This is a genomic window from Mycobacterium sp., assembly GCF_035633495.1.
GTDB lineage: Bacteria > Actinomycetota > Actinomycetes > Mycobacteriales > Mycobacteriaceae > Mycobacterium.
Window position 1 is genome coordinate 1 of sequence record NZ_DASQEU010000192.1, and the last position, 18,420, is coordinate 18,420.

Genomic DNA, 18,420 nt, shown 5'->3' on the forward strand with positions numbered 1-18,420 from the left:
CCGGCCAGATTGACCGGGTAAGCCGCCCGCCAGTCGTCGTCCAGTTGGTAGCCCCCGTCACCGGGCGGGCCGTCGGTCAGTTCGCCGAGGTCCTTGCGTGCGGCCGCGGCGAAGGCGACGCCGAGGCCACCGACGTGGGCGACGAGTTCGCGAAGCATCAGCTTCTCGCATGGGGTGGAGCCGTTGAGTTGGTCCTCGGTGACGGCAGCAAGCACGTCAGCCGTCCGGGCGCACGCCGATGCCATGTCGATCATGTCCGTACCGACCGGCACCGACGCGAAAACTCATCGACGACAGCCAGCGAGCGGGTCTAGGCTTGGATGAGTGCGATTCGCCTTCAAGACATCCCCGCAGAACACCACCTGGACCGAGATGCTGCCGATCTGGCAGACCGCCGACGACATCGACGTGTTCGAGTCCGGCTGGACGTTCGACCACTTCTATCCGATCTTCTCCGACTCCTCCGGCCCGTGCCTGGAGGGGTGGATCACCCTTACCGCACTGGCGCAGGCCACCCAGCGGCTGCGGGTCGGCGTGCTGGTCACCGGCATCCACTACCGGCACCCCGCCGTGCTGGCCAACATGGCCGCGGCGTTGGACGTCATCTCCAATGGCAGGCTCGAACTGGGCATCGGCGCCGGCTGGAATGAGGAGGAGTCCGGCGCCTACGGCATCGAGCTCGGCACCATCAAGGAGCGGTTCGACCGCTTCGAGGAGGCCTGCGAGGTGCTGACCAGCCTGCTGACCAAGGAGTCCACGACCTTCGACGGCAAGTACTACCAACTCAAGGACGCCCGCAACGAGCCGAAGGGTCCGCAACTGCCGCATCCGCCGATCTGCATCGGTGGCAGCGGTGAGAAGCGCACGCTGCCGCTGACCGCAAAGTACGCCGACCACTGGAACTTCGTCGGCGGCACCCCGGAGGAATTCGCCCACAAACGCAACGTGCTCGCGGCCCGTTGCAAGGACATCGGCCGCGACCCCAAGGAGATCACGCTGTCGGCTCACGTCCGGCTCGGCGAGGACCGCAATTACCGGAAGGTGATCGAAGATTGCGTCGCGCTCGGCGCAGAGGGATTGGATCTCGCGATCATCTACCTGCCCCCACACTATGACCCAGCGGTGCTGGAACCCTTGGCGGAGGCGATCAGAGATTCGGGCCTGCTCGGCACGCCTTGATCGGATGCTTACTGACGCTCAGGTAGATACGTTAGCTAAGCAAACTTACGTCTCGGATGATTCCGATCGAGGATAAGTGAGCTAGACGCCGTATCGAACGAGTTCGGCAGCAGTCACCAGACGCTCGTGCTTGGCCGGGAACTCGCGGCTCCGGACGGGGTGCCGAAACAGTGACCAGGCAATTCGGCCCATTCGGGATCGGGCAATCGGGTTGATGTACACGGTGTTCACTCCTGCGGTTGGCGTATGGCTTCACCGTGGGGAAACACTAGCGCATTAACCCCGACTACCATTAGACACCTGTGATCTGGCTAACACAATGCGGCGCGCCGATCAAAGATCGGATGTTTCTGGTGTGACTGATGTGGTTATTGAGGCGCTGAAAGCGGTTATCGCTGAGGCGCGGCCGTCGGCCTGATCGGCGCCGGGAGCGCGGTCTGGCCCATGAGATAACGGTCGACTCCTGCGGCCGCGGCCCGCCCCTCGGCGATGGCCCAGACGATGAGCGACTGCCCCCGACCCATGTCGCCGGCGACGAAGACGCCGGGAACCGACGTCTGGAAGTCGTCATGGCGGGATACGTTTCCCCGGTCGGTGAGCTCGACGTGCAAGTCAGCCAGCAGACCCGGCCTCTCGGGACCGACGAAGCCCATCGCCAGCAGCACCAGGTCGGCCTCCAACTCGAAGTCGCTGTCCTCGAGCTTGGCGAACTTGCCGTCCTGCATCCACACCTCGTGCACCTTCAGTGCGGTGACGCGGCCATCGGTGCCGATGAACTGCTCGGTGTTGACCGAGAAGACCCGTTCGCCGCCTTCCTCGTGTGCCGAGGCCACGCGGTACATCAGCGGGTAGGTCGGCCACGGCGTCGACTCGGCCCGCTCCTCGGGCGGCCGCGGCATGATCTCGAACTGATGCACACTGGCCGCGCCCTGACGGTGCGCAGTGCCCAGGCAGTCGGCGCCGGTGTCACCGCCGCCGATGATGATGACCTTCTTGCCCTTGGCGGTGATCGGCGGCTCGCCGTCGTCGCCGAGCACGGGATCGCCGTTCTGCACCCGGTTCGCCCAGGGCAGGTACTCCATCGCCTGGTAGACGCCATCGAGCTCACGACCCGGGATCGGCAGGTCGCGCCAGTCCGTCGCGCCGCCGGTCAGCACCACGGCGTCGAAGTCGGCCCGCAACTGCTCCGCGGTGATGTCGACGCCGACGTTCACACCGGTCCGGAACTGCGTACCCTCTGCCTCCATCTGTTCGAGGCGACGGTCGATGTGGCGCTTCTCCATCTTGAACTCGGGAATGCCGTACCGGAGCAGTCCACCGATGCGGTCGGCGCGCTCGAACACCGTGACCTGGTGGCCGGCCCTGGTCAGCTGCTGTGCGGCAGCCAGACCGGCCGGACCGGACCCGACGACGGCGACGCTCTTGCCAGTGACACGGTCCGGCGGAAGCGGGACGACCCAGCCTTCTTCGAAGGCGTTGTCGATGATCTCGACCTCGACCTGCTTGATGGTCACCGGATCCTGGTTGATGCCGAGCACGCACGACGCCTCGCACGGGGCGGGGCACAGCCGGCCGGTGAACTCGGGAAAGTTGTTGGTGGCGTGCAGCCGCTCGATCGAGTCGCGCCACCGATCCTGGTAGACGAGGTCGTTCCACTCGGGGATCAAGTTGCCCAACGGGCAGCCGTTGTGGCAGAACGGGATACCGCAATCCATGCAACGCGTGGCCTGGTCCCGCAGGACGTCGTGGGAGAAGTCTTCGTAGACCTCCTTCCAGTCGCGTAGACGCAACGAGACCGGCCTGCGCTGCGGGGTCTCGCGGTGGGTGTGCTTGAGGAAGCCGCGTGGATCAGCCACGGGCCGCCGCCATGATCGCGGTGTTGACGTCTTCGCCGTTGCGTTCGGCTTCGGCGATCGCCGTCAAGACCGACCGGTAGTCGCGCGGCATCACCTTCACGAAGTGCTTCAGTTGAGACTCCCACTCGGACAGAATACGTTGGCCAACAGCCGAATCGGTGGCGTCGGCGTGCGCGACGAGCATCCCGTGCAACCACTCGACGTCATCGTCGTCGAGCCTTTCGAGCTCCACCATCTCGGCGTTGAGGTTGTCGGACAACGTGCCGTGCAGGTCGTACACGTAGGCGATACCGCCGGACATGCCCGCGGCGAAGTTGCGGCCGGTGGGTCCGAGGATCGCGACCTTGCCGCCGGTCATGTACTCGCAGCCGTGGTCACCCACGCCCTCGACGACCGCATGGGCGCCCGAGTTGCGCACCGCGAACCGCTCGCCGACCTGGCCGCGCAGAAACGCCTGCCCGCTGGTGGCGCCGAACAGGATCACGTTGCCCGCGATGATGTTGTCCTCCGCCACGAAGTCAGCCGGTGCATCTTCGGATGGACGCACCGCGATCCGTCCGCCGGAAAGGCCCTTGCCGACGTAGTCGTTGGCGTCCCCGTACACCCGCAGCGTGATGCCCTTGGGTAGGAAAGCGCCAAAACTGTTCCCCGCCGATCCGTCGAACGTGATGTCGATGGTTCCGTCGGGAAGTCCTTGTCCACCATGGATCTTGGTCAACTCGTGGCCGAGCATGGTGCCGACCGTCCGGTTGACGTTCGCGATCTTGGTGTTGAACCGAACCGCCGTCCCCGAGTCCAGGGCCTCGCGGCACTGCGCGATCAGTTGCTGATCGAGTGCCTTGTCCAGCCCATGGTCCTGGCGCGAACTGCAGTACAGGTCCTGATTCATGAACGCCGACTCGGGCTCGTGCAGCACCGGAGACAGGTCTAGCTTGTGGGCCTTCCAGTGCTCGGCCGCCCGTTGAGTGTCCAACGCCCCGACCTGTCCGACCATCTCGTTGACCGTGCGGAATCCCAACTGCGCCATGAGCTCCCGCACCTCTTCGGCGATGAACAGGAAGAAGTTCTCGACGAACTCGGGTTTGCCGTTGAACCGCTCGCGCAGCAGGGGGTTCTGGGTGGCCACACCGACCGGGCAGGTGTCGAGGTGACACACCCGCATCATGATGCACCCCGCGACCACCAGTGGAGCGGTGGCGAAGCCGAACTCCTCGCCACCGAGCAGTGCGGCGACGACGACGTCGCGGCCCGTCTTGAGCTGGCCGTCAACCTGGACGACGATCCGGTCGCGAAGTCCGTTGAGCAGCAGCGTCTGCTGCGTCTCGGCCAGACCCAGTTCCCACGGGGCGCCCGCGTGCTTCTGCGAGGTGAGCGGGGTGGCTCCGGTGCCGCCGTCGTGGCCGGAGATCAGCACCACGTCGGCATGCGCCTTGGACACCCCGGCCGCGACCGTGCCCACGCCGTTCTCGGAGACGAGCTTCACGTGCACGCGCGCACTGGGATTGGCGTTCTTCAGGTCGTGGATCAGCTGAGCGAGATCCTCGATCGAGTAGATGTCGTGGTGCGGAGGCGGTGAGATCAGCCCGACGCCCGGCGTCGAGTGGCGAACCTCGGCCACCCACGGATACACCTTGTGCCCCGGAAGCTGGCCGCCCTCACCGGGCTTCGCTCCCTGGGCCATCTTGATCTGGATGTCGGTGCAGTTGGTCAGGTAGTGGCTGGTCACGCCGAACCGTCCCGACGCCACCTGTTTGATGGCACTGCGGCGCCAGTCGCCGTTGGGGTCACGGTCGAAGCGACTGGCGGACTCACCGCCCTCGCCCGAGTTCGACCGCCCACCAAGGCGATTCATCGCGATGGCCAGCGTCTCGTGCGCCTCGGCAGAGATCGAGCCGTAACTCATTGCGCCGGTGGAGAACCGCTTCACGATCTCGGAGGCGGGCTCGACCTCGTCCAACGGCACCGAGGGCCGGAAGTCGTCGCGGAACTTGAACAGTCCGCGCAGCGAGGCGAACCGCTCGCTCTGATCGTCGACCAGCTTGGTGTACTCCTTGAAGATCGAGTATTGGCCGGTGCGCGTCGCGTGCTGCAGCTTGAAGACGGTGTCGGGATTGAACAGGTGGTACTCGCCCTCGCGACGCCACTGGTACTCGCCGCCGACCTCGAGCTCGCGGTGAGCGCGCTCGTCGGGGCGGTCCAGATACGCCAGCGCGTGGCGGGACGCGACGTCGGCGGCGATGTCGTCGAGATCGATGCCGCCGACCGGGCAGCTCAGCCCGGTGAAGTACTCGTCGAGCACCTGCTGGCTGATGCCGATGGCCTGGAACAGCTGGGCACCGGTGTAGGACGCAAGCGTCGAGATGCCCATCTTGGACATCACCTTCAGCACGCCCTTGCCTGCCGCCTTGACGTAGTTGGCCTTGGCCTGGTCACTGCTGATGTCGGCGATGACGCCGCGGTCCACCATGTCCTCGATGGACTCGAAGGCCATGTAGGGGTTGATGGCAGCGGCTCCGAAACCGACGAGCGCGGCCATGTGGTGCACCTCGCGGGCGTCGCCGGCTTCGACGACCAGCCCGACCTGGGTGCGGGTGCGGTCGCGCACCAGGTGGTGATGCACGGCCGACACGGTCAGCAGCGACGGGATCGGTGCGAGCGATTCGTTCGACTCGCGGTCGGACAGCACGATGATGCGTGCGCCCTCGCGGATGGCCGCCGAGACCTTCGCACGGACGTCGTCGAGCGCCTCCCGCAGCCCCTGACCGCCTCGTGCGACCGGATACAGGCAGCGGATGACTGCGGCGCGCAGGCCATGCTTGTGGCCGCGGATCTCGTGGTCGGGGTCGACGAAGATCAGCTTCGACAGTTCGGCGTTGCGCAGGATCGGGTTCGACAACACGATCTGGCGGCAGGAGTCCGCGTTCGGGTTGAGCAGGTCGCCCTCCGGGCCGACGGTGCCCTGCAGGCTGGTCACCACCTCTTCACGGATGGCGTCGAGCGGCGGGTTGGTCACCTGGGCGAACAGCTGCTGGAAGTAGTCGTAGAGCATCCGCGGCCGTGCCGAGAGCACGGCGACCGGGGTGTCGGTGCCCATCGACCCGAGCGCCTCGGCGCCGGTGCGCGCCATGGGCGCGACCAACAGGTTGAGCTCCTCGTAGGTGTAGCCGAAGGCCTGCTGCCTCAGCACGACGCGGTGGTGCGGCATGCGCAGGTAGTCACCGGGCGGCAGGTCGCCAAGATGGAACAGGCCCGCGTCCAGCCACTCCTGATACGGCTTCTCGGCAGCCAGCTCGGCCTTGACTTCCTCGTCCGAGACGATGCGACCCTGCGCGGTGTCCACCAGGAACATGCGGCCGGGTTGCAGGCGCATCTTGCGCACCACCGTCGACGGGTCCAGGTTCAGGACGCCCGCTTCCGACGCCATGACGACGAGGCCGTCCTCGGTGACCCAGATCCGCGATGGGCGAAGACCGTTGCGGTCGAGCACCGCTCCGATGACGGTGCCGTCGGTGAAGCACACCGACGCCGGGCCATCCCACGGCTCCATCAGCGAGGAGTGGTACTCGTAGAACGCCCGACGGGCGGGGTCCATGGACTCGTGCCGCTCCCACGCCTCGGGGATCATCATCAGCACGGCGTGGGGCAGGCTGCGGCCACCGAGGTGCAGCAGCTCGAGAACCTCGTCGAAGCGCGCCGTGTCGGATGCGCCGGGGGTGCAGACCGGGAAGATCTTGTCGACGTCGCCGTACGACCCGAAGACGTCCGTGCGGATGAGCGCCTCGCGCGCCCGCATCCAGTTCTCGTTGCCGGTGACGGTGTTGATCTCGCCGTTGTGGGCGACGCGCCGGAACGGGTGCGCCAGCGGCCAGGAGGGGAACGTATTGGTCGAGAAGCGCGAATGCACGATGCCCAGCGCGCTGGTGAGCCGCTCCTCCTGCAGGTCGAGATAGAAGGCCTTGAGCTGCGGAGTGGTGAGCATGCCCTTGTAGACGAGCGTTTGACCAGAAAGGCTTGGGAAGTAGACGGTTTCGCGGCCCGGGCCGTCCTGACCCGGGCCCTTGGTGCCCAGCTCGTGCTCGGCGCGCTTGCGCACCACGTAGGCGCGACGCTCCAGATTCATGCCGGAGGCGCCACCGATGAACACCTGGCGGAAGGTTGGCATCGCGTCGCGGGCGAGCGCGCCGAGGGATGAGTCGTCGGTCGGCACGTCGCGCCAACCGAGGAAGGTCAGACCCTCGGCCTCGATGATCTTCTGCACCGACTCGCAGGCCGCTGCGGCATCCCTGGACGACTGCGGGAGGAACGCGATGCCCGTGGCGTAGCTGCCGGGCTCGGGCAGGTCGAAGTCGACGACGGCACGGAGGAACTCGTCGGGAACCTGCAGCAGGATCCCGGCGCCGTCACCGGTGTTCGGTTCCGCGCCCTGGGCACCACGGTGCTCCATGTTCAGCAGCGCGGTGATGGCCTTGTCGACGATGCCGCGGCTGCGACGGCCGTGCATGTCGGCGACCATCGCAACACCACAGGAGTCGTGCTCGTAGGCAGGGTTGTAAAGACCCTGCCCAAGTCCTTGGTCGCTGGGCGCCATTCCCACCTATCCCTCTTCTGACACACCTTCACGGGAGCCTGATGCTGGCAGCCGTCATCGACGGCTGCTGCCGGCGGGCGATGGGTCTGTCTGCGTGCAGCACTGAACGACGGGACTGGCTCCACTCGCCACGAGTGGTGAAACGATATGACAAACCCCGCCTGACATGCCAACTTAGTCAAGCCTAACCAGGCTGGTCGGAGCGACGCCGAATGCAGGATTGAGACGTCCATGACGACGACGAAATCCGTTGCTGCGGTTCATCAGTGGACGCTTCGCGACACGAGGCGTCCTCGAGGGGTCCTCTCGGGCAAAATTCACACTACCGCAATTATCATTACTGTTCGTTTGCCATAGTGACCATTTTTTGCCGATTTGCTGCGGTTATATCCCAGCGGTGAATTTGCTCGAAAGCCTGGCCGGATTCTTAGGCACCACAAACGGTCGGCGTCGCGACGCCGGCGGCGGAACTCGGGTCCCATCGGCGGCGCAACCGAGCGTTCGGCGGCACCGCGACGGTCGACGGCGAAACGGCGACCAGGTTGTATCCCGCTGGCCAACAGGGGTTTTGCCAAGTCGCGCGGTGCGACGCGGGGGACGACTGGATCACCGACGACACCGGAGGCGGGTTCGAACCGGGGAACACACCCTGCGCAGCCCGTGGCGCACGACGGAAGCTGGTGCGCGATGCGCCACCCACTGAATACCCCCATAGGCAGGTTCGGCATCGAGACCGACGAGGAGGCTCCCGGCCTCTGCGTGGCCACCATGCCCGTGCACGGGCTCGCAAACCCCATCACGGGTGCGCCGGCCCTAGGCCCTCTGGCCGTGCTGGTCGACCACGTATCCGGGCTGGTCAACCACTACCGCCGCGACGACGACGAGTCGACGGTGACCAGTGAGCTGTCGCTGGAGCTGGCTCCCACGTGCGCTGCCGTCATCGCCGATCACCCGGACGCCCCCGTGGTCGGCACCGCCAGGCTCGTCGGATCCAAGTCCACGACCGCCCTCGGAGAATGTGATCTGGCCATCGACGGGGAGCTCATCGGCACCGGAACCGTGCGGTCCTACTACATCCAGGCACCGGCTCAAATCGCCGCATGGCCGAGCGAGGATGGAGCCGTGGCGGCGAAGATCGGGCTGGCGGCGAAGATGGCGATAGGCGATCCCCTCCGGGACGGCGACGCACACGTACTGCCGCAGGGAGTGGACCCCGCGCTGAACAACAGCATCCACGTCGTCCACGGCGGTATCGCCTCGGCCGGGCTCGAAGTGGTCGCCTCGGCGGCGGTCAACGCCGATCGCGCAGACGACCCGTTGACCACCGCGTCGCTTCGCGTGAACTTCCTGCGCCAGTTCTTCGCAGGTGACCAATCCCGTTACGTCGGAACCGCATTGCGAATCGGTCGGCGCAGGGGAGTGGCCGACTAACAGGCCATCGGCAGCGACGGCAAGGTCGCCATCATCGCCTGGTTGACCGCCCACCGCTGCTAGCATCCGCGCATGGCCCAGGCTCGCAGCACCGGCGGCTGGGTGGGCGCCTTCGTCCGCAACTCGGGTTACCTGCGCAAGTGGTTGATCCTCGGCATCTCCATCGGCGTCATCGCCGGGCTGGGTGCGGTGGTGTTCTATCTTGGGCTGGAGTACGCCGGCCGGTATCTGCTCGGCGATCTCGGCGGCTATCGACCGCCCACCGCTGCCGCGGAGGGCGGCGATCGAGGGTCGACGGGTTTCGACCGGGCGTGGGCGATCCCCCTGGTCACCCTCGGCGGCGCGTTGGTGTCGGCGTTCATCGTCGCCAAGTTCGCGCCGGAGGCCGAGGGGCACGGCACGGACAGCGCGATCGAGGCGGTGCACACCGACCCGCGGTCCATCCGAGCGCGCGCGGTACTCGTCAAGATGGTGTCCAGTGCGCTGACCATCGGCTCCGGCGGGTCGGCGGGCCGCGAGGGACCCACCGCGCAGATCTCCGCGGGCTTCGGTTCGCTTCTCGCCCGGCGTCTGGACCTCTCGGACGTCGACGGACGCGTCGCGGTGTCGTTGGGCATCGGGTCGGGCATCGGCGCGATCTTCGGCGCGCCGCTCGGAGGCGCGGTGCTGGCCGCGTCGATCGTCTACCGCGAAGACTTCGACTACCGCTCGTTGGTTCCCGGCTTCATCACCTCGGGCACCGCCTACGTCATCTACGGTGCCTTCCTCGGATACGACCCGTTGTTCGGCTTCGTCGCACCCGACTACGAATTCGTGCCCACCCAGCTGGGGTGGTTCCTGTTGATCGGAATCGTCTCCGCCGCCGTTGGCTACCTCTATGCCAGGGTGTTCTACGGCACCGTGGCGCTGACGCGCCGCCTACCCGGGGGCAAGGTGATCAAGCCGGCCATCGGCGGCTTGCTGGTCGGCCTGTTGGCTCTGCTGATTCCGCAGATTCTGTCCAGCGGCTACGGCTGGGTGCAGCTGGCGTCGGCCAGGGACACCCTGATGACGATCCCGCTGTGGATCGTGCTGATCCTGCCGCTCGCCAAGATCGTCGCCACGTCCCTGTCGATCGGCACCGGCGGTTCGGGCGGAATCTTCGGTCCTGGCATGGTGATCGGCGGATTCGTCGGCGCCGCGATCTGGCGGCTGGCCGACCTCGCGGGGTTGCCCGGAATCCCGGACGGCCCCGGCGTTTTCGTGGTGGTGGCAATGATGGCCTGCTTCGGCAGCGTCGCGCATGCGCCTCTCGCCGTGATGATCATGGTGGCCGAGATGACTGGGTCCTTCTCCGTGCTACCCGGAGCGATGATCACCGTCGGCATCGCCTACCTGCTGATCACACGCAGCAGCGTGTCGATCTACAAGTCACAGCGGATCAATCGGGAGAGCGCCGAAGCGGAGCGGCGCGGTGAGCCCAGGATCGTCAAGGACGAGTTCGAGTAGACGTGTGCGCTACCGCGCTCCTGTCCCTGATCAGGTAGCTGGCCGCCATCGAGAAGATCACCGTGATGGCGGATCCCACTTCGGCGGGCAGGACGATGTGTGCTAGGCCGAGGACGTACACGAGGACTACGGTGATCGCGCCTGCGATGCCACCTGCCGCCACCTTCGCCGTGGGAAGTGAGTCCGAGTTCGGGGTCGTCATAGCTTGCTCCTCGTTGTCCCCTGACGGCACCGCCCAGGGGTGGGGGCACCCACCGCACCGCCATTTCATCGAACGTAAGCAATCTCGACCGACACGGCGTGAGTAGTGGACTACCTTCTTTTCCGGGTAGCCGGGGTAAAGGAGAGGCATCAGGATGAAGAGCACTCACGGCAGGCACGCCACGTCGCTGACCGAGGGAGAGATTCTCGAGGAGTCGGACCTCGGCTCCATCCGACGGGTCACGGCGGACACCCTCCCCATCCTGTCGGGCATGTCGATCAAGCGGATCGTCCTCAATCCCGGGGCGATGCGTACCCCTCACTGGCACGCCAACGCCAACGAGCTCACCTACTGCGTCTCCGGCACGTCGCTGGTCTCGGTGCTCGACAGCTACAACAGGTTCGCGAGCTTCACCATCACCGCCGGCGAGATGTTCCACATCGACTCGGGCTCACTGCACCACATCGAGAACATCGGTGAGGAGCCCGCCGAGTTCATTCTCGCGTTCCGCAGCGAACGGCCGGAGGACTTCGGGTTGGCCGCCGCGTTCGGCGCCATGACCGATGCCGTCCTGGGCAACACGTACGACCTCCCGGCGTCCGACTTCGCCAAGATTCGCCGCGCCACCACCGCCCCAGCGCTGGCGGCCCGCGCCGGCGATCCGGACGCGCCCCCGAGTGCCCACTTCGACGATCCGCACAAGTTCAACGTCGAGGCCCAGAGCCCACCGGTCGGCATCGCCGTCGGTTCGGCCCGCCTTGCGCGCGTTCAGTACTGGCCGGCATTGAAGGATCTGTCGATGTACTCGTTGCGCATCCGAGAGGACGGCATGCGCGAGCCGCACTGGCATCCGGTCACGGCCGAGATGGGTTACGTGCACCAAGGCAATGCACGGATGACGGTGATGGATCCCGACGGCACCCTCGACACCTGGTACCTGAACGAGGGTGACGTGTACTTCATCCCGCGCGCCTACCCACACCACATCGAAGTCATCGACGCCCCGGAGATCCACTTCGCGATCTTCTTCGACCAGCCGACCCCCGGCGACATCGGCTACCGCGCTTCGGCTTCCGCCTACTCCCGCGAAGTGCTCGCGGCGACGTTCAACGTCCACATCGACGACCTGCCGACCTTCCCCTTCACCAAGACCGATCCGCTGATCGTCTCGCGCAACAACCCGGTGGACGCGAAGGCGATGGGCGAGTAGGCGGATGACTGAGCCGGCGCCGGTGTTCAACGGCTTCCCCGAGACTGCACTCGACTTCTACGACGACCTGGATGTGGACAACACCAAGTCGTTCTGGGCGGCACACCAGGACGTCTACCTGGAGTGCGTGAAGGCGCCGATGACTGCGCTGACGACCGCCTTGGAGCCAGAGTTCGGACAGGCCAAGGTCTTTCGCCCGTTCCGCGACGTCCGGTTCGCGAAGGACAAGACGCCGTACAAGACGCACCAGGGCGCCTTCGTCGGAGCCGGTCCCGCCTGCGGCTGGTACGTCGAGATCGCGGCCCGCGGCGTCCGCACCGGCGCCGGTTTCTACCACGCAGGCACCACCGACCTCGCACGGATCCGGGCGTCGATCGCGGACGAGGCGAGCGGCAAGCAACTGCAGCGGATTCTCGCCAGGTTGACGAAGGCCGGGTTCACGGTCGGCGGTGACCGGCTCAAGACCGCGCCGCGGGGCTACGACGCCGACCACCCGCGCATCGAGTTGTTGCGGCACCGTTCCCTGACGGTCGGCAAGGACTACGGCTTCGAGCCGATCATCCACAGTGCCGACCTCTTGGACGCGGTCCGATCCGACTGGAAGGCCACCCGGCCACTGGTCGACTGGATCAGCGCACGCCTCGAATGACGACGCGATGGAAGTTGGTGACCGTCTCGACAAGATCAAGATTCGGATACAACCCATTGCCCCAGTGGCATGCCCGTGCGACCCTCTGCTCAGACGCTTCGGTGGAGAGGCGCCAAGGGAGGCTCGTGGTCGTGACAACCCCAACGATGTTCCATCGGCTGGCGGCGGAACTCATCGGTACGTTCTGGCTGGTTCTCGGCGGCTGCGGTGCTGCGGTCTTCGCGGCCGACCCGGCCGGGGACAAGTCGGTGGGCATCGGGTTCCTCGGTGTCTCGCTCGCCTTCGGCTTGACGGTGCTCACCGGGGTGTACGCGTTCGGCACCATCTCCGGTGGACACTTCAACCCGGCCGTCACGCTGGGGGCCGCGCTGGCCAAGCGGGTGGAGTGGAAGGCCCTGCCCGCGTACTGGATCACCCAGGTCATCGGCGGGCTGCTGGCCGGACTGGTGATCTACGTGATCGCCAAGGGCAAGGCGGATTTCGATCCCACCGGCGGCATGGCAGCCAACGGTTTCGGCGAGCACTCACCGTTCGGCTACTCGATGGTCGCGGTACTGATCACCGAGGTGCTACTGACGTTCATCTTCCTTCTCGTCATCCTCGGCGCCACCGATGACCGTGCGCCAAAGGGCTTCGCGGGCTTGGCGATCGGGTTGACGCTGACCCTGATCCACCTCATCTCGATCCCGATCTCCAACACGTCGGTGAACCCGGCGCGCTCGACCGGTGTCGCGTTCTTCAACGGCGACGGGGCGCCGGTACAGTTGTGGCTGTTCTGGCTCGCGCCGCTGATCGGCGCGGCAATCGCAGGCGTCGCGTATCCGTTCCTGTTCGGCCGCAACGAGGAACTGGCCGACCGCCCGGTCCGCGACGAAGCCCTGGACGACGCCCTGGACGAAGCCCCCTGAGAACGACTCGGGCCCGCACCTCGCGGTGCGGACCTGATCCAGGTATTCGAGTTACTTCGACTTGCCGTTCTTGGCCGACTTCGCGGCGCCCTTCTCCGTGGTCTTGCCTTCGGTGACCAGCTGTCCGCCGGCGTCCTCCAGGTGGGCCCGGACGAACCACTGGAACTTCTCCAGCTCGGCGGCGTGTCCGATGAGCATGTCGTTGGTGATGGGATCGGGCTCCTCGGTGGCCTTGATCGCCTCACGTGTGCTGGAGACCACGCCGTTGTAGACCACGTCGAGGGCCGCTAGGTGCGCCTGCACGGTGTCGCGGCCGATCGAATAGTCGTCCCAGGTGCGGTCGTTGAGGATGGCGCCGGGTGTGCCCTTCGGTGACGCGCCGAGCGTCGCGATCCGCTCGGCAACCTCGTCGGCGTAACCGCGGACGAGTTCCACCTGCGGGTCGATCATCTCGTGGACGCCGATGAAGTTGGGGCCGACCACGTTCCAGTGGACGTGCTTCAGCGTGAGGTGCAGGTCGTTGTAGGCGCTCAACTGCTTCTGCAGCAAGCCGGCCACTTTCTGGCCCTCTTTCGCCGACATTCCGGGCACGGTGAATTGAGTCATTGCTTAGCTCCTTCAATTTGTCTTCCGAAGTGCTACCCACCAGCGAGTGGGGCTAATCCTCTGTTAGAGGGCACGTAGGTCCGGAATGGCCTGGCGCGCCCCGAAGCGCGGGTTGCGTGCCAGGCCGCTGACCTCCAGCAGCCGCGTCGCGCGGTACCGATGTGGCCGCAGCGGTTCCAGGAGTTCGACCATCTCGTCGTCGTCGATGCGATGCCCGAGAAGCGTCGACCCGACCACGTTGGAGAGGTGGTAGTCGCCGACGGACAACGCGTCGGCGTCACCCCAGGCGCGCTGGGCGACCTCGGCGGCGGTCCACACCCCGACACCCGGCAGCGTCGTCAACGCCGCCCGGGCATCTTCGGGGGCGCGCGTCGACAGCCGCTCCAGCGCGTCTGCCCGTTGCGCACATCTGACGACGGTCTGCGCTCTGCCGGGATCGACGTTCGCGAGGTGGAACTCCCATGACGGGACGCGCCGCCACACGTCGGCGGGAGGTGGGACGCGCATGCGCACCGGAGCTGGCCCCGGGGCAGGCGCACCGAACTTGGTCACCAGCAGCCGCCAGGCCCGGAACGCGTCCTTGCCTGCCACCCGCTGCTCGAGCACGGCGGGCACCAGGGCTTCCATGACGCGGTCCGTGCGGCCGAGGCGTAGCTGGGGCACGCGGCGGTGTGCCGCCGCGATCGTCGGCTCCTCGGGTGCGAATCCGGTCGCGTCGTCGTGCAGGCCCAACAGCGCCGGCAGTCGTTCGACGAACTCGGTGGCGCCGTCGCCCCACGCCTCACAGTCGACGGTGGCCCGCCCCGACTTCACGATCCGCGCGGTCACCGGTCCACTCGGCAACAGGCTGGTCTTCCAGACGGCGCCCTCGACCAGCTGGTAGCACGGGTCGCCGGGGCCGCGGCGCTGCGGCGACAGCGTCATCGAGGGGCTGGCGGGGTGGCCCGAGAGGGCACCGAAGTCCACGCTGCGCGTCACGCCGGCGGAACTGGGCACCGTCAAAGATTAAGCCGAAAACGGCTCAGGCGACGGTGACGTCGGCCTTGTTCGCGTAGAACGCAACGTGGCCCGCGATCTGCGCGACCGCCGGGTACGGCTGCTCGTAGGTCCAGATCGCGTCGTCGACGGTGCCTCCCCCGACGCTCACGTCGTAGTAGTTCGCCTCACCCTTGTATGGGCAGTAGGTGGTGGTGTCGCTGCGCGCAAGCACCGACGGCGACACGTCGGTGAGCGGTATGTACAGGACTGCGGGGTACGTCGACTCCTGCAGGGTCAACGCGGCGTCGGTCTCGGCGATCACTTCCCCGTTCACGCGGACGACGACGTGTCGACCGGTCGGCGTGACGGTGATGGGGTGCTCGGCGGTGGGCTGGAGAGCGGTGCGTTCGGTCATGGTCATTCCAACGTACGCGGAGCGGGCCATGATTCCTGGTTTCGGTGCTGGGGGTACCCCCGCTTGCTTGGGAGAGCGAAGCGACACGGGAAAACGACGGCGCTCGCTACCATCACGCCATGAGCGAACCCTCAGCCCAAGCATCGGTCACGATCTCCGCCAGCTGTGCCGACGTCTACGCCCTCATCACCGATCTCCCCACGATGGCGGCCCTGGCCGAGGAGGTCAACGCGATGGAGTGGCACAAGGGCGACGCCGCCCAGCCCGGCGCGGTGTTCAAGGGTCACAACACCAACGGCGACAAGTCGTGGACCACCAAGTGCACGGTCACCCACGCCGAGCCCGGCCGGGTGTTCGCCTTCGACGTCAAGAGCGCCATCGTCCCGGTGGCCCACTGGCGATACGACATCGAACCCGTCGACGGCGGCTGCCGGGTCACCGAGCAGACCTGGGACCGACGGCCGGGCTGGTTCCGCAAGCCAGCGGGCATGGCCACCGGGGTGAGCGACCGCACCGGAGCCAACGCCAAGCACATCGATCTCACGCTCCAGCGACTCAAGGCGAAGGCCGAGTCACCCACCTGACGGGTTACGGCCGCCCGGTGATCAGGTCGGCGACGCCGGCAATTGGGGACGTCGTGGCGCGGCCGCCAGACTCGTGCCGGTCGGCCAGCTTGTACGCCACGTAAAGACTGCGGACGCCGAGCCATCGCAACGGTTCGGGCTCCCAGGTCTTCGACCGATGGCCAACCCACGGCATCTCGGTCCGGGGCGTCTTCTCGTTCTGCACCAGGTCCGCGAGCGTCCGCCCGGCCAGACTGGTCGCCGTGACGCCGTGGCCGACATAGCCACCGGCCCAGCCGAGGCCAGTGGCCCGGTCCAGGTCGATGCCCGCCGACCAGTCCCGGGGAACGGCGAGCACGCCGCACCAGCCGTGGGCGATCGGTACGTCGCGCACCTGCGGCAGGACGTCGTGCAACACCGCGCTGAGGTGCCGAATCGTTCGCTCCGGCACCTTGCCGTCGACGTCGGTCCGCGACGCGTAGCGGTAGGGCACGCTGCGACCACCGATCGCGATGCGGTCGTCGACCGTGCGTTGGGCGTAGAAGAACCCGTGCGCCATGTCGCCGACCGTTTCGCGGCCGTCCCAGCCGATCGACTCCCACACGTCGGGGCTGATGGGCTCGGTGGCGATCATCGAGCTGTTCATCGGAAGCCAGCGCCGTTTCAGGCCGGGCAGCGCAGCGGTGAAGCCCTCGGTGGCGCGCAAGACGATCTGCGCCTTGACGGTGCCCCTTCGCGTCGTGGCCCGGCCCGGCGCGATCTCGGTGACGGGTGACTGCTCGTAGATCTGTACGCCGAGTCCTTCGACGACGTCGGCGAGCCCCCGCGCCAGCGAAGCCGGCTGGATGCGGGCGCAGTGTGGCGTGTGATAGGCGGCGACGACACCGTCGAACCGAATCCGTTGCGCCGCTTCGGCCGTCGTCAGCTCGGTCAGGCCGTCGACACCCCATTCACGTTCCTCGGCAAGCTCGGCTGCCAGCCGCTTCGCCTGGGCGGGGTTGCGGGCGATCTGCATGGTGCCGCCCTTGACGATGCCCGCGTCGATTCCCTCGCGGGCAGCGACGTCCGTGACCTCGTCGACCGCCTCGTTGAGCGCCCGCTGCCAGGCCAGCACGCTGTCGCGACCATGCTCGCGAGCCATGGCGTGGCGGTCGCCGGGCGCCAGGCCCGACAGCCAGCCACCGTTGCGGCCCGAGGCGCCGAACCCCGCGAACCGCGCTTCCAGAACCGTGATCCGCAGCGAGGGATCTGCCCGCTTGAGGTAGTACGCGGTCCACAGACCGGTGTAGCCGGCGCCGACGATGCACACGTCGGCGTCGCGGTCCCCGGGCAGCCACGAGCGGGGCGAGGGCATCTTGTCGAACCAGTGCGAGACGTGACCGTTGACGGGAGGCACCTCAAGAGTGTGGCAGGGCCGCGCGACCGTCCGCCCACCCGAGCTTCGAATCGCCCATCCTGGGTACTTGGCAGGTTCACCCATCCGACGATCAGAGAGCCCACCGTGAGCGAGACGAGCAAACGCGACCTCGGGTCGACCGACAGTCCGCTGGAGGACGAACTCGAGGACGCCTTCGTCCGCATGGTCGGAGAGGGCACCCAGCGATTGCACCGGACCTGGCGGGAAGTGCTGGTGACGGGGTTCTTCGGGGGACCGAGGTGGCGATGGGCGTGCTCGCCTACCTCTCCGTATCGCACGCCACGCACAACCCGCTCCTTGCCGGCTTGGCGTTCTCGATCGGTTTCCTCGCACTGCTGCTGGGGCGTAGCGAGCTGTTCACCGAGGGTTTCCTGATCCCCGTCACCACCGTCGTCGCCAAGCGCGCGAGCGTCGGTCAACTGGCCAAGCTCTGGACGGGGACCTTGACCGCCAACCTCGTGGGCGGCTGGGTGATCATGTGGCTGATCATGACGGCCTTCCCCAAGTTGCACTACGAGGCCGTCGAGGCGGCCACGCACTACGTCGCGGCGCCGATCTCGGCGCAAACCATCGCGCTGGCGCTACTGGGCGGCATGGTCATCACATTGATGATGCGGATGTAGCACGGCACCGATTCGATGTTCGGCAAGATCGCTGCCGCCGTCGCCGGAGCATTCCTCCTAGCTGGCCTGCAGATGTTCCATTCCATCCTGGACTCGCTGCTGATCTTCGGCGCGTTGTCCACTGGCGCAGCCCCGTTCGGTTACCTGGATTGGCTGAGCTGGTTCTGGTACACGCTGTTGGCGAACGTGATCGGCGGACTCGGGCTGGTGACTCTGCTGCGTCTGCTCCGCAGCAAGGACCGCCTGCAAGAGGAACGCAGAGAGGCCGAGGCCTCGTAGTCGGCGGGTGATCGGGCAGGCTGGTCCT

14 protein-coding genes and 2 pseudogenes are annotated in these 18,420 nt (G+C 66.8%); 8 read left to right on the top strand and 8 right to left on the bottom strand.

Annotated elements, in window-relative coordinates; genetic code table 11:
* A partial coding sequence (locus tag VET27_RS27000; RefSeq protein ID WP_526523201.1) for a maleylpyruvate isomerase N-terminal domain-containing protein occupies positions 1-272 on the bottom strand: 272 nt, incomplete at its 3' end.
* Positions 273-324: 52 nt separating this feature from the next.
* Between VET27_RS27000 and VET27_RS27005 the strand changes: the two genes are divergently transcribed.
* The gene (locus VET27_RS27005) at positions 325-1,179 is read left to right on the top strand and encodes an LLM class F420-dependent oxidoreductase (RefSeq protein ID WP_526523203.1); all 855 of its coding nucleotides are present in this window, start codon (positions 325-327) and stop codon (positions 1,177-1,179) included.
* 389 nt (positions 1,180-1,568) lie between these two features.
* On the opposite strand, the gene gltD is transcribed toward VET27_RS27005, so the two are convergent.
* Together gltD and gltB are read right to left on the bottom strand one after the other, a co-directional pair.
* Positions 1,569-3,035 carry a glutamate synthase small subunit gene (gene gltD, locus VET27_RS27010; RefSeq protein WP_526523205.1) on the bottom strand — a complete coding sequence of 489 codons (1,467 nt, stop codon included), beginning with the start codon at positions 3,033-3,035 and terminating at the stop codon, positions 1,569-1,571.
* Positions 3,028-7,623 (bottom strand): glutamate synthase large subunit, encoded by a 4,596-nt coding sequence (gltB, locus tag VET27_RS27015; RefSeq protein WP_526523207.1) that lies wholly within the window; start codon positions 7,621-7,623, stop codon positions 3,028-3,030. The genes gltD and gltB overlap by 8 nt, the downstream gene beginning before the upstream one ends.
* 687 nt (positions 7,624-8,310) lie before the next feature.
* On the opposite strand from gltB, the gene VET27_RS27020 reads away from it, so the two are divergent.
* Both VET27_RS27020 and VET27_RS27025 read left to right on the top strand, forming a co-directional pair.
* Positions 8,311-9,054, top strand: a complete 744-nt coding sequence (locus VET27_RS27020) for a PaaI family thioesterase (protein ID WP_526523208.1) — start codon at positions 8,311-8,313, stop codon at positions 9,052-9,054.
* 72 nt (positions 9,055-9,126) lie between these two features.
* Positions 9,127-10,542, top strand: coding sequence for a chloride channel protein (locus VET27_RS27025; protein ID WP_526523209.1), 1,416 nt, complete (start codon positions 9,127-9,129; stop codon positions 10,540-10,542).
* Positions 10,543-10,564: 22 nt separating this feature from the next.
* Here the strand turns inward: VET27_RS27025 and VET27_RS27030 are convergent.
* Positions 10,565-10,744: pseudogene (locus VET27_RS27030) on the bottom strand (hypothetical protein); the annotation flags it as partial.
* A gap of 154 nt (positions 10,745-10,898) precedes the next feature.
* Here VET27_RS27030 and VET27_RS27035 point away from each other — a divergent pair.
* From VET27_RS27035 to aqpZ, 3 genes are all read left to right on the top strand, one after another.
* The gene (locus tag VET27_RS27035) at positions 10,899-11,954 is read left to right on the top strand and encodes a cupin domain-containing protein (protein WP_526523210.1); all 1,056 of its coding nucleotides are present in this window, start codon (positions 10,899-10,901) and stop codon (positions 11,952-11,954) included.
* A 4-nt stretch (positions 11,955-11,958) separates the two neighbouring features.
* Positions 11,959-12,603, top strand: coding sequence for a DUF2461 domain-containing protein (locus VET27_RS27040; RefSeq protein WP_526523211.1), 645 nt, complete (start codon positions 11,959-11,961; stop codon positions 12,601-12,603).
* A 146-nt stretch (positions 12,604-12,749) separates the two neighbouring features.
* Positions 12,750-13,511 (top strand): aquaporin Z, encoded by a 762-nt coding sequence (aqpZ, locus tag VET27_RS27045; RefSeq protein ID WP_526523280.1) that lies wholly within the window; start codon positions 12,750-12,752, stop codon positions 13,509-13,511.
* Positions 13,512-13,562: 51 nt separating this feature from the next.
* Here aqpZ and VET27_RS27050 read toward each other — a convergent pair whose 3' ends face one another.
* The 3 genes from VET27_RS27050 to VET27_RS27060 all read right to left on the bottom strand — a co-directional run bounded on the left by VET27_RS27050 (position 13,563) and on the right by VET27_RS27060 (position 15,510).
* Entirely contained in the window at positions 13,563-14,117 is a 555-nt protein-coding gene (locus VET27_RS27050) for a Dps family protein (RefSeq protein WP_526523212.1), read from the bottom strand.
* A 63-nt stretch (positions 14,118-14,180) separates the two neighbouring features.
* Complete coding sequence (locus VET27_RS27055) at positions 14,181-15,041, bottom strand: DNA-3-methyladenine glycosylase family protein (protein ID WP_526523281.1); 861 nt, start codon at positions 15,039-15,041, stop codon at positions 14,181-14,183.
* 97 nt (positions 15,042-15,138) lie between these two features.
* Entirely contained in the window at positions 15,139-15,510 is a 372-nt protein-coding gene (locus VET27_RS27060) for a DUF427 domain-containing protein (RefSeq protein WP_526523213.1), read from the bottom strand.
* 119 nt (positions 15,511-15,629) lie between these two features.
* Between VET27_RS27060 and VET27_RS27065 the strand changes: the two genes are divergently transcribed.
* The gene (locus VET27_RS27065; protein WP_526523214.1) at positions 15,630-16,094 is read left to right on the top strand and encodes an SRPBCC family protein; all 465 of its coding nucleotides are present in this window, start codon (positions 15,630-15,632) and stop codon (positions 16,092-16,094) included.
* 4 nt (positions 16,095-16,098) lie between these two features.
* On the opposite strand, the gene VET27_RS27070 is transcribed toward VET27_RS27065, so the two are convergent.
* A complete protein-coding gene (locus tag VET27_RS27070; RefSeq protein WP_526523215.1) occupies positions 16,099-17,469 on the bottom strand; it encodes an NAD(P)/FAD-dependent oxidoreductase in 1,371 nt (456 codons plus the stop codon).
* A gap of 105 nt (positions 17,470-17,574) precedes the next feature.
* Between VET27_RS27070 and VET27_RS27075 the strand changes: the two are divergent.
* Positions 17,575-18,392, top strand: a pseudogene (locus VET27_RS27075) (formate/nitrite transporter family protein).
* Positions 18,393-18,420 lie beyond the last annotated feature (28 nt).